The following is an 11,878-nucleotide window of genomic DNA, read 5'->3' on the forward strand; positions in this document are numbered from 1 at the left end:
CGTGCGCGACTATCTCTCCGCGGTGCGCGGGCTGACGGTGCGGGGCTGCGCGTTCCTCGCCGCCGGCGGCGCCAGCGTGGCTGCGGCCGTCGTGATCGGCGAACAGGACCTGATCGCCGTGGCCCTCCTGCTCGCCGGGCTGCCTCTGCTGGCGGCCGCCACTGTCGCGCGGACGCGCTACCGGCTGGCCTGTACCCGCCGGCTGGAGCCCGGCCGGGTGACCGCCGGTGACACGGTCTCGGTGYGGATCAGGCTCGACAACGTCTCCCGGCTGCGGTCGTCCGTGCTGCGCGTCGAGGACGTCACCCCCCACCTCGGCCACCGGGCCCGCTTCGTGGTCGACCGGATCGAGCCGGGCGGCTCCCGCGACCTGTCGTACTCCATGCGTGCCGAGACCCGCGGCCGCTACCAGGTCGGCCCGCTGACGATCCGGCTCACCGACCCGTTCGGCCTGTGCGAGCTGGAGCGCAGCTTCCGCAGCAAGGACGACCTCACCGTCGCGCCCGCGCTGGAACGCCTGCCCCTGGTGCCCCCCGTCGGGCTGTCAGCCCTGAACAACAAGGTGCGCCGCGCCACGGCCAGGATCGGCGACGAGGAGTCCAGTACCAGGCCCTACCGCTCCGGCGACGATCTACGCAAGGTGCACTGGAAGAACACGGCTCGGCTCGGCGAGCTCGTGGTGCGCCGCGACGAGCGGCCACTCACCGGCGCCGCCGCCGTACTCCTCGACACCCGGGCCGGGGCCTGGCCCCAGAGCGACCACCCGGACGACCCGTTCTCCCGGGCGGTCAGCGCCGCCGGCTCCATCGCGGTGAACCTCGCGCGCAGTGGCTACGGCGTCCGGCTGATCACCGACTCCCGGGTCGCCGCGACCGGGCCCGGCAACGCCGTCGGTGCGCTGCTCGACCAGCTCGCGGTGATCATGCCGGCTCCGGTGACGGCGCTGAACCCGGCGCTGTCCCTGCTGCGGTCCGCGGAGCACTCCGGCCTGGTCGTCGCGGTCCTCGGCCGCACCGACCAGGCGACGGCCTCCCTCGTCGCCGGCGCGCGGCCGCGGAACGCGCCCGCCATCGCCGTCCTGGTCGACACCGCCTACGGGGACGGTGCGGACGACCCCGCGGTCAGCTCCGACATCGAGCTGTCCCGAAGCCTGCTGTCCAGGCACGGCTGGACGGTCCTGGTCGCCGACCGCACCACCCGCCTCGCGGACACCTGGCCCGCGATCTTCCGGCCGGGCGCGGCCAACGGGCAGCACCACCTCGGCAGCCCCGGCGCACAACGTGCCGGCACGCATCGTCCCGGCACACGCGGCATCGATGACGCGGGCGTGAGCGGCGCGAGCCGGGCAACCCGCGTGCCCTCGGCCGCCGCTGCCGCGCCGGAGCCCCCGAGGCACGGCAGCTCCGGCCCGGCCGCGGCGGCCTGGGCCGGAGCAGCTCCGACAGACGCGTCGAGCCGGGCCAGGTCAGCCGGTTCCACCGCCGGGATCCCTCGCGACGGCGGCTCCGTGAACGGCACCAGCCCGAACGGTTCCAGCGGAAGGGGTTCCGGCGCGAACGGGGCCGGAGCGAACGGGGCCGGAGCGAACGGGGCCGGAGCGAACGGGGCCGGAGCGAACGGGGCCGGAGCGGGACCCGCGGACAAGGGCGGGCGACGGGCCCGCCGCGCCACACGGCCCGCCAGTCCGGAACAGCGGACCCCGCCGTCACAGCCGGCCCCGACCGGTCCGCTCTACCGCCCCGGCTCGCCGCACGAGCCGCCCGCACCCGCGACCGCCACCGGCGGCCCGACCGCGCCCGCGGGCAGGGGATGCTGAGCCCCCGCCCGGTCGCGGCGGCACTCGGCGGGCTGGCCTGCCTGCTGGCCAGCACGGCGCTGGCGCCGCTGTTCGAGGGAATCCTCTGGTGGTTCCGGCCGGTGCTGATCGCGACAGTGGTGGCCGTCGGAACGGCGGTGCTGGGCCGCCTGATCGGCCGGAGCCTCCGCCTGCCGGCGCTCACCGGCTTCAGCACGAGCCTGATCGGTCTGGCGGTGGCCGTGACAGCGGTCGGCGCCCGGGACACCGCCATCCTCGGTGTGATCCCCACCCCGGGCACGGCGACGGCGCTGGCCGATCTCGTCGACCCGACCATGAACGAGGTGCGGGAGCTCGCGGTACCCGTCCCGGAACGCCCTGGTCTGGTCGTCCTGGTGCTGGTGGCCACCTACATCGTCGCCATGGCCGTCGACCTGCTCGTCGTCGTCGCGGACCGGCCGGCCCTGGCCGGTATCCCGCTGCTCGCCGTGTTCCTCGTCCCGGCCACTGTCCTCCCCGCGGGTGTGGGCACGCTGCCGTTCATCCTCGGCTCCGTCGGTTTCGTGGCGCTGATGCTCCTGGACGGCCGGCGGATGGTGACCAGATGGGGCCGTCCGGTGGGCGACCGCCCCACCAGGGCTATCAGCAGCGGCCTCGCCGCACTCGGCGTCCAGATCGCCGCCGGGTCCCTGGTCATCGCGTCCCTGCTCCCCCTGGTGCTGCCGTCGTTGGATGGCAAGGGCGTGATCTCCGCGAACGGCGGGTCCGGTTCCGGCTCGGGGCGCAACTCCGCGAGCGTCATCCAGCCGATCGTCTCCCTGTTCCAGCAGATCCACGACGAGCGCGACCTGCCGCTGCTGCGGGTGACCACCGCGACCCCGCAGAACCTGCGGCTCACCGCGCTGGAGAACTTCGACGGTCAGCGCTTCACCCTGCGGGCGCTGAACGCGACCAAGGACGCCCGGGTGGACCGAACCCTGCCCGGCCCCGAGGAGGACATCCGGACCATCCCGGCGGTCACCGAGGTGTCCGTCAGCCGCGAGATGGCGGAGCGGTACCTGCCCGTCCCGGGCATCCCCACCAGTTTCACCGGCCTGGAGGGCGACTGGCGGCTTGCCAGCCCGACCGGCACCGTCTTCTCCACCCGCACGTCCACCTCCGGCCAGAACTACACCGTCCACGCGCAGATCCCCGCCCCGACACCCGAGCAGATCAGCGCGGCCCGCGGGCCCCTGCCCGCCTCGATGGACGTCGTCACCGCGCTGCCGGCGTCCCTCGACTCGCGGCTACCCGGGCTGCTCGCCGACATCACCGAGGGCATCGACTCGGACTACGACAAGGTCGTCGAGATCCAGAACTTCCTGCGCGGGCCGGACTTCACCTATGACCTGAGCGGTGCGCCCACCGTGCGGGAAGGTGCCCTCGCGGACTTCCTGTTCACCAGCCGGCGGGGGTACTGCGAGCAGTTCGCCTCCGCGATGGCCGTCCTGGTGCGGCTGCTCGGGCTGCCGTCCCGGGTGGCGATCGGCTTCACCCACGGCATGCTGCAGACCGACGGAACCTGGCTGATCACGAACAAGCAGGCCCACGCCTGGCCCGAGGTCTGGTTCCCGACCCTCGGCTGGATCCCGTTCGAGCCGACCAAGCGGGGTGACGGCACGACCCCGGCGCCCGCCTACGCACCGTCAGCCGACGAGCCCGCTGGTCCGGACGCCTCGGCCGAAAGCGAACCCGCCGTGGAGACCGAGGTCGCTCCGGTCCCGGTCGTGACGCCGGTTCCCGCCGAGCCGGACGCCGCCGGGCAGGATCCGGCCATGGAGGCGGAGGCGGCACCGGAGGACACCGAGAAGGGCGCGGCCACCCCGGCCTGGCTCGTGTGGGTCCTGCTGGGGCTCGGCGTGCTCAGTCTGTTCAGCATCCCGGCGCTGACCCGGCTCATCCTGCGGCGACGCCGCATGTCTCCCGTCAGCCAGCGTCGGATGTCCCCTGCCGGGCGGCGCCGGACCACTCGCGTTCTTCGGCCGAACGCCGCCTTCACCGGGCCGGGCGCACCGGGCGCGGAGGACACAGAAACGATCATGAATGCGGCGGCGGTGGCCCAGGTCGACGCGGCCTGGGCGGAGCTGGTCGACGTAGCCGCCGATCTGAGGATCCGGCTGCGCAGGAGCGATTCGCCGCGGTCCGGAGTGCAGCGGCTGATCACCTACCTCGAGGCCGGTCCCGAGGAGGGGTCCGCCGAGGTCAACGCGGCCAGCGAGGCGCTCATCCGACTGGCGACGGCGCAGGAGCAGGCCCGCTACGCCCCGCCGGGCACCTACACCCCGGATCCGTCCCTCCTGAATGATCTGGCACTGGTGCGCCGGGTGCTGTGGTCGGTGACCCCGCGCAGCCAGCGGGCCCTGGCACTCGTCGCCCCGCCTTCCATGCTGCGGCGGATCGAGGGAATCCAGGTCCGCCAGGTCGTCGACTGGGTCCGGCGCCGACGCTCCGGTACCGCGAAGGACGACCTGGCCCTCAGCGGCACCACTGCAGAATCCGGCGCCGGAAGGCGGTCCTAGGTCCTAGGCCCTAGCCGGTGCCGTGACCGGCCGCAGGGAACCACGGCGCGGAACCGCGCTCCAGCGCTCCAGCGCTCCAGCGCTCCAGCGCTCCAGCGCTCCAGCGCTCCACGGATTGTCCGGTACGCGAGCACAACGCCCATCGAGCCCGGCGGATCGGGCCCCCGACGGATCGGACCCCCGACGCACCGTCCGTCGGACCGGCGCCGGGGGCTCAGCTCAGGAGTTGTCCTCCCAGCGGCGGCGCCACCGCTCCTCGACCCGCTCCATGAACGACGACGACCGGGACTGGCGCGTCTTCCCACCAGAGCTCGGCCTGCCCCTCGCCCCGGGTGGGCGACGCCCCGACTCCTGCCCGCGGCCACTCATCCTCCGCAGGTCCGCCGCGCCGCGCAGGGCGGCGAAGAGCATGGTGACGAACCCCAGGATCCCGAGGGCCACCGTGAGGGGCCCCTGGTTGATGACCACGCCCACGACGAGGACCACGAGACCGAGGAGGAACAGCCCCCCGCTGCGCCGGACCCGCCTGAGCAGGTAGGTCCGGGGATTGGTCGATCGGACCGTACTCGCGAACTTCGGATCGTCCTCGACGAGAGCGCGCTCGATCTGCTCCAGTAGGCGCTGCTCGTTCTCCGAGAGCGGCATCGACGCTCCTCCCACGACCTTCAGGCCCGCCGGACGGAACCTGACACCCAAGAATAGGCATGTGCGGGGCCGAGGCGGTAGGCAACTGGTCATGCTGTGTCCAAGCCGGTCCGAACCGTCCCCGACCAGAGCGATTCGGCGTACTGGGCTCTTGCCCGGGCCATCGTCGTTCATGCCACGCTCATCCTACGATCATGGATTTCCGTGATCATCCGGGACCCGCCCGCGGCGGCGGTTGCCGGGCTCGGCCGGGCAGCAGGGACGCGGGCCGGACGGACGCCTCCCCGAACCGGCTGCGTGCCCCGTCGGTGRCCCGGTCGACCTCCGCCCACCCGGCGGGCCGTTCGTCGAAGGCCAGCTGGCGCCCGCCGCGCGTGGCGGCGGCCAGCCGCGACGCACGCACACCGACCAGGCGGATCAGCGGGCGGGAATCGCCCCGCAGCTCCGCGAACAGCTCCCGGGCGGACCGGTAGATCATCCAGGTGACGTCGGTCGGTTCGGGGAGTGTCCGGGCGCGGGTCACGGTGGTGAAGTCCGCATAGCGGACCTTGATCGAGATGTTGCGGGCGGCCTGGCCGCGGGCCCGTAGCCGGCCGCCGACCCGCTCGCTGAGCCGCAGGAACTCACGGTCGAGCCGCTCCGGGTCAGCCAGGTCGGCGGGGAAGGTCTCCTCGGCACCGAGGGACACCTCGGCGCCGTCCGGATCGACCCGGCGCTCGTCCCGCCCGTGCGCCAGCGCGATCATGTGATCGGCCGAGCCCCTCCCGAGTGCCCGCTGCAGCGTGTCCGTGGGTGTCCGTGCGATGTCGCCGATGGTGCGCAGTCCGAGCCTGGTCAGCGTCTCCTCGGTGCGCGGCCCCACCCCCCACAGCGCCGCGACCGGCAACGGGTGCAGGAAGGAGAGCACCCCCTCGGGCGGTATGGCCAGCAGGCCGTCGGGCTTGCACCGGGCCGACGCGATCTTCGCCACGAACATCGACGGCGCCACCCCGACGGAGCAGGTCAGGCCCTGCTCGACGGCGATCCTGGCCCGGATTCCCCGCGCGATCTCCACGGGCCCCCCGAACAGCCTCCGCCCGCCGCTCACATCGAGGAAGGCCTCGTCCAGCGAGATCGGGGCCACCAGCGGGGTGACGTCCCGGAACACGCCCATGATCGCACGGGAGGCCTCGCGGTACCGGCCGTGATCCGCAGGCACGACGACGGCCGTCGGGCACATCCGGCGCGCCCGCGCCATCGGCATGGCGCTGCGCACCCCGAAGGCGCGGGCCTCGTAGGTCGCGGACAGCACCACGCCCCGCGTTCCCCCGCCGACGATCACCGGGCGCCCCCGGAGCTCGGGGGTGTCGCGGACCGCGACCGAGGCGAAGAACGCGTCCATGTCGACATGCAGGATGTGGCTCCCCGCCGCCCGAGGCGCGCCCGTCGTCACGACGCCCCTACCGCGGGAGCCGGAAGCCGATGACCAGACCGGCGACGAGGCTGCCGGCCGAGAGCCCGACCATCCGCCTGAGCCAGGCGTTGCGCTGTCGCACCCTGGGGTTCTGCTGTCCCTCGGCGCCCTGCCGCACCCTGAGCGGCTGTGGCGGCGCACCCGTCCGCCGTTCGTGCTCCTCGACGCCCGCACCAGCGATGACCATCAGGCATCACCACTCTCAGTAATCACTCCAACCTTGAAAGTAACTGATAGTGACTGCTTTCCTGGTTACGCGCAAGGGCTGTGTCGTCATCTGAAGTCCCTCGATCGCGCGCCCACCGCAAGCGGCAGCACCCGCAGGCTCTCGGCGATCACGTTCACCACACCCTGCGCGCTCTCCAGCCGCCCGCGCACGATCAACGCCGCCGCCGATCTCGCCGCCGACCGGTACCTGGCCCACACCCCGCGGGAACAGATCACGTTGACCAGCCCGGTCTCGTCCTCGAGGCTCACGAAGGTCGTCCCGCCCGCGGTGGAGGGACGCTGCCGATGCGTCACCACCCCGGCGACCAGCACCCGCCGCCCCGACTCGAGGTCCCGCAACCGCCGCGCGACGACGACTCCCAGCTCGTCCAGCCGATCGCGGACGATCTCGGTGGGATAGCAGCCCGGGGTGGTCCCGGTGGCCCAGAGGTCGGCGACCACGGTCTCCGCCTCGCTCATCCCCGGGAGCAGGGCCGCCACCACCGACACGTCGGCGCCGAACACCATGCCTTCAAGCCGGTCCGGCCGGGCCTGGGCGACAGCCGTTGCGGATCGATGAGCAATAGCGCTCGTCGTTCACGCCGCCGGCACTTGCGCGCCGGCACCCCTGGTCTGACCGGCCTTGGCCGTGCCAGGTTCCCGCTTCCCAGCCACCTGCCCGCTCGTGCAGGTCTCACGGTCGGCTTCACGGGCGTTTACGGTCCGCGATCTGTTGGAGAGCGCTCAGCGCCACGTCCACACCTCGGTAGGGGCCGCCTGGGACAGCGAGGGCTGGGAGGGGACGCCGAGCGCCGCCTCGACGATCCCCAGGAAGAGCTCCACCTCACGGACGAGATCGTCGGCATCTCTGGTCGTCACGACGGGGAGCCCTGCCTCGGCAGCCGCCCGCCGGCCGGCACCCGCGGCGAAGAAGGCCGCCCACTCCTGCAGCTCCGGAGCCACCACCGCAAGCAGCTGCCAGGCGCTCGCCGGGCGGCCCCGGTGGCCGGGGCGGGGCTGGGCACGGTCGGCGAGGACAGCGGCTGCGGCACGCAACGCGGCTAGGTGCGCCAGCGCGTAGCGCTCACCCGCCGGGCGGGTGAGGGCAGCTTCGGCCAGCCCTCGCCGGGCCGAGGACAGCAGCTCGTCCCGCGAGCGCCGCGGCAGCCCCGCGGCGGGAAGCATGGTCCGGCCCGCGGGCCGGTCTGGCACCTGCCCACGAGCGGCGGGCGTGCTCGGCCGGGGGGCCTGCGTGGGGCCGGCCGGCCTCGGCCGACCGGCCCCGTCGCGCCGACCCGCAACGGTGCCGTGGCCGGACACGCCCCGATCTTCGTGCTGGCCGCCGACCGCCGCGTTCCTCTCGACGACGTTCCCCTCGACCACGCTCTTCCGAACCGCGCCCACTGGGATCACCTCTCCGGTGCCGGCCTGCCCCGGAGCCGGATCACCCGGCCCCGACCTTTATCGAACTCATGTTCGAAGATAATGGTGGGTCAACGGACCGTCAACCACCGGCTGCCGCACCATCGGGCCGTTGGCTCACCACCGGAAGGCGGCAGGATCACGCCGAGCGGCAGGATCGCTGGTGCAGCGCCGGAGACCGGCGCCAGCCCGGGTGTGGGAGGGGTCGTCATGTTCGTCACCTTCGACCTCTGGCATGTCCCCCGGCGGCGGGCCGCGCAGGCCGCGGCCCGCATGGCGCTCGACCGCCCTGCGCTGCGCCGGACACCCGGCCTCGCCTTCAGCAGGCTGCTCGGGACGGGCAGCGGCCAGCGCTTCACTCCCCTCGACGCCGACCCGTCGCGGTGGGCGCTGCTGGCGGTCTGGGACGCCCCCGCCGCGGCGCGGGAGTTCGAGCGTTCGTCGGCGATCCGTGCCTGGGCCCGCATCGCCGACGAACGCTGGCAGGTCGACCTGCGCCCGCTGGCCTCGCGCGGGCTGTGGGCGGGCCGTGCACCGTTCGACGTGCCGCCCGGAACATCCGGCGCCGGCACGTACCACCGGTCGACGAAGGAGCGCGCAGACCACAACGAGGCGCCAGTGGTGGTTGTCACCCGGGCGCGGCTGACAGCGCGGCGGGCCACGACCTTCTGGCGCGCCGTCCCGCCGGTGGCGGCGGAGCTGCACGGCGCCGGCGGGCTGCTGTTCGCCGCCGGCATCGGCGAGGCCCCGATCGGCTTCCAGGGCACCTTCAGCGTGTGGCGGGACACCGCCGCCCTGCGTGCGTTCGCCTACCAGGGGCAGGCCCATGCAGCAGTGGTCCGGCGCACCCCCCGCGCGGGCTGGTACGCCGAGGAGCTGTTCGCCCGCTTCGCCGTGCTCGACTCGCGGGGGACGGTCCGCGGCGCGGACCCCTGTGGACCATGCCCGGCGGAGCACCGGGGCCAGTACCGGTGACACCCGCCAGGCCCGGGTACAGACCTCGTGGCCAGACCGACAGCGGCGGTGCCAGGCCTGATGCCAGGCCGCAATAGCACTGTTCGCCAGACCGGTCCCAGCCAACAGGCAGCGGGCATCCGCAGCGCGTTATCGTCGGATGGCCCGGTGCGACAGGAGGCGAGAACTCGTGAACGACGTCCGGATCGTGCGGTGGTCGCCGGCCCGGATGCGGGCCCGGCTGGATGACGTCATCGCCGTCTACAAAGCCGCGTTCCTCGACCTCCACGAGGACGACCCGGTGCGGGCTGCACGGGACCGTGCCATCCACGCACGGCGCCACTTCGACCGGCACGACCTGCATGCCGTGGTCGCGGTGACGGCGGAGGAGGAGGTCGTCGGCATGACCTACGGCCTGCCCGGCGAGGTGGGCCAGTGGTGGCACGACGTCGTCGCCGGCGCGCTGCCGCCCCAGGACGCGGTCCACTGGCTCACCGACTGCATGGAAGTGGTCGAGCTGCACGTGCTGCCCGGTTACCAGGGCCGTGGGATCGGCCGCGAGCTGCTGCGCGAGCTGCTGCGGGACGTCCCGCAGCGGACGGCGGCGCTGTCGGCACTGGAGCTGCCCGGCAGTCGCGCCCGCCGGCTGTACACCAGCGAGGGCTTCGTGCCACTGCTGTCGCACTTCCGGTTCCCCGGGAGCTTCACCGAGTACGCGGTGCTCGCCAAGGAGCTGCCCGGGCCTGCGCCGTCCGACCCGTGCCGGAGCACGGAGACCGGGCAGCAGCCTGCCCAGGTGCCTTGACCTCCTCCCCCGTTCCCGACTCCCCCGTTTCCGACCCGTCCCACTCGGCCTCGTCCGGCCCAGCCTCCTTCCGTTTCGGCCTCGTCCGCGTCGGGCGCGGGCCTTTTCCGTTGCGGATGCGGATCGGCGTGGTGCCGTGGGTCGCAGCCGCGGCGACCATCGGGCTCCAGATCGGCTACCCGCTGACGTCCGGAGACCAGCGGGCTGCCGTCACGGTGTTCTCGGTCGTGGCTTTCTTCACCGCGTCGGTCAGCGCGACGGCCATCAGCCACGGCCCGGCCCGAGCCGCCGCCGCGGCGGCCGCGGCGGGCGGCATCGGGCTGCTCGTCGAATCGGTGGGAGTCCACAGCGGCTGGCCGTTCGGTGACTACTCGTACGGGACCGCGCTGGGCCCGAAGCTGGCCGGTGTGCCGGTGGTGGTCCCCCTCGCCTGGACGATGATGGGCCTGCCCGCGCTGATGCTCGGCCGCCGCTACGCAGCCCGCCTCGACGGCACCGGACGTCCGGCAGCAGCACGTCCGACAGCAGCACGGCGGGCGACAGCACGGCGGGCGGTGACGGCGCGGCAGGCGGCGGTGACGGCGCTGGCCGGCGGCGCCACGCTGACCGCCTGGGACCTCTTCCTCGACCCCCAGATGGTCGCGGAGGACTACTGGTCGTGGCAGTCGGGCGGCGGCCCGGCCCTCAACGGCATTCCGGTGAGCAACGCGGCGGGGTGGCTGCTCGTGGGCATCGTGGTCACCGGAGCCCTCGCCGCGCTGCTACCAGAGAGGAACGCCACAGCGTCGTCGGCGGCGGAGGGGCCGGGCGGTCCGGCCGCCCATGCACGCGGGCGCGGACGCACGGGCAGTGCCGGCGTTCCCGCAGACCCGGGCCGCCGGGTGCTGATGGTGCTGCTCGTCTGGACCTACCTGTCCTCGGTGCTGGCCAATCTGGCCTTCTTCGGCCGCCCGGGTGTCGCCCTCGCCGGCGGTATGGCGATGGGGATGCTGCTCGGTCTCAGCGTCCTGCCGGACCGCCGCGGTGCCGCCCGGCGAGGGAACCTGGCACGCTCTGGGACCTGACGCCCTCCCCCGGATGATCGCGGGAGAGGATTCGAAGTCCTACACCCGCCGGGGAGAGGGGTGCGGTTCGTTGAGGCCACGGACGGGGCGGGCGGTGGCAGGGAGCCCGGCCACGCGGGTCGCGGTGCGGATGGCGGTGCGCTCGGGCGTCGCCGGTGCGGTGGCCGTCGCCGCGCACACCGCGGTGAACGCCCTGCTGCTGCGGACCCCGGGGCCCTCCGCCCCGGTCCGGGAACGGGTCAGTGTGATCCTGCCGGTACGTGACGAGGCGGCGCGGGTCCGCACCTGCGTGACGGCCCTTCTCGGCTCCCGGCACGTCCCGGATCTGGAGGTCCTCGTCTACGACGACCACTCGTCGGACGGGACGGGTGCGGTCCTGCGCGAGCTGGCCGCCCGGGACAGCCGCCTGCGGCTGCTGACCGGGCCTGAGCCTGGCGCGGGGTGGCTGGGCAAGCCGCACGCCTGTGCCCGGGCCGCCCGCCATGCCACCGGCTCGGTGCTGGTCTTCGTCGACGCCGATGTGACGGTCGCGCCGCACGGGCTCGCCCGCGCGGCGGGCCTCCTGCGGAGCACCGGTCTGGATCTCGTCTCGCCCTATCCGCGGCAGGTCGCCGTCACCGCGGCGGAGCGCCTCGTCCAGCCGCTGCTGCAGTGGTCGTGGCTGGCGCTGCTGCCGCTGCGGGCCGCGGAGCGTTCCGCCCGCCCGTCACTGACCGCGGCCAACGGCCAGTTCCTGTGCGTGGACGCGGCGGCCTACGCCCGGGCCGGCGGGCACGCCGCCGTCCGCGGCGCGGTGCTGGACGATCTGGCGCTGTTGCGCGCGGTGAAGCGCTCCGGTGGTCGGGGGGTAGTGACCGACGGCACCGAGCTGGCGGTCACCTGGATGTACGACGGCTGGCCGGCGCTGCGGGACGGATACGCCAAGTCGCTGTGGGCCGCGGGCGGCAGCCCGGCGGCGAGCGCGGGGCAGCTGGC

General features: G+C 73.9%; 10 protein-coding genes and 1 pseudogene. 6 read left to right on the plus strand and 5 right to left on the minus strand.

The features are described from left to right. The first annotated feature begins 1 nt into the window (after window position 1). Both CC117_RS06145 and CC117_RS06150 read left to right on the plus strand, forming a co-directional pair. Complete coding sequence (locus CC117_RS06145; protein ID WP_071082771.1) at window positions 2-1,816, plus strand: DUF58 domain-containing protein; 1,815 nt, start codon at window positions 2-4, stop codon at window positions 1,814-1,816. Next, the gene (locus CC117_RS06150) at window positions 1,810-4,353 is read left to right on the plus strand and encodes a transglutaminase family protein (RefSeq protein ID WP_071082772.1); all 2,544 of its coding nucleotides are present in this window, start codon (window positions 1,810-1,812) and stop codon (window positions 4,351-4,353) included. The genes CC117_RS06145 and CC117_RS06150 overlap by 7 nt, the downstream gene beginning before the upstream one ends. Window positions 4,354-4,572: 219 nt before the next feature. Here CC117_RS06150 and CC117_RS06155 read toward each other — a convergent pair whose 3' ends face one another. The 5 genes from CC117_RS06155 to CC117_RS06175 all read right to left on the minus strand — a co-directional run bounded on the left by CC117_RS06155 (window position 4,573) and on the right by CC117_RS06175 (window position 8,062). Further along, entirely contained in the window at window positions 4,573-4,998 is a 426-nt protein-coding gene (locus CC117_RS06155; protein WP_071082773.1) for a DUF3040 domain-containing protein, read from the minus strand. A 208-nt stretch (window positions 4,999-5,206) separates the two neighbouring features. Further along, window positions 5,207-6,430: a DNA polymerase IV gene (dinB, locus tag CC117_RS06160; protein ID WP_084131636.1), complete on the minus strand. Its 1,224-nt coding sequence runs from the start codon at window positions 6,428-6,430 to the stop codon at window positions 5,207-5,209. A 7-nt stretch (window positions 6,431-6,437) separates the two neighbouring features. Further along, entirely contained in the window at window positions 6,438-6,638 is a 201-nt protein-coding gene (locus tag CC117_RS06165) for a hypothetical protein (protein WP_071082775.1), read from the minus strand. An 86-nt stretch (window positions 6,639-6,724) separates the two neighbouring features. Next, entirely contained in the window at window positions 6,725-7,186 is a 462-nt protein-coding gene (locus CC117_RS06170; protein ID WP_071082776.1) for an OB-fold nucleic acid binding domain-containing protein, read from the minus strand. A gap of 216 nt (window positions 7,187-7,402) precedes the next feature. Next, window positions 7,403-8,062 (minus strand): SAV_6107 family HEPN domain-containing protein, encoded by a 660-nt coding sequence (locus CC117_RS06175; RefSeq protein WP_241829875.1) that lies wholly within the window; start codon window positions 8,060-8,062, stop codon window positions 7,403-7,405. 228 nt (window positions 8,063-8,290) lie between these two features. On the opposite strand from CC117_RS06175, the gene CC117_RS06180 reads away from it, so the two are divergent. From CC117_RS06180 to CC117_RS38720, 4 genes and pseudogenes are all read left to right on the plus strand, one after another. Beyond that, the gene (locus tag CC117_RS06180) at window positions 8,291-9,055 is read left to right on the plus strand and encodes a spheroidene monooxygenase (RefSeq protein ID WP_071082869.1); all 765 of its coding nucleotides are present in this window, start codon (window positions 8,291-8,293) and stop codon (window positions 9,053-9,055) included. A 169-nt stretch (window positions 9,056-9,224) separates the two neighbouring features. Next, window positions 9,225-9,839 (plus strand): GNAT family N-acetyltransferase, encoded by a 615-nt coding sequence (locus CC117_RS06185; RefSeq protein ID WP_116287709.1) that lies wholly within the window; start codon window positions 9,225-9,227, stop codon window positions 9,837-9,839. A gap of 131 nt (window positions 9,840-9,970) precedes the next feature. Further along, complete coding sequence (locus CC117_RS06190; protein WP_241829876.1) at window positions 9,971-10,903, plus strand: carotenoid biosynthesis protein; 933 nt, start codon at window positions 9,971-9,973, stop codon at window positions 10,901-10,903. A gap of 130 nt (window positions 10,904-11,033) precedes the next feature. Beyond that, window positions 11,034-11,696: pseudogene (locus CC117_RS38720) on the plus strand (glycosyltransferase family 2 protein); the annotation flags it as partial. Window positions 11,697-11,878: the final 182 nt, after the last annotated feature.

The sequence above is a fragment of the Parafrankia colletiae genome, from assembly GCF_001854655.1.
Lineage (GTDB): Bacteria > Actinomycetota > Actinomycetes > Frankiales > Frankiaceae > Parafrankia > Parafrankia colletiae.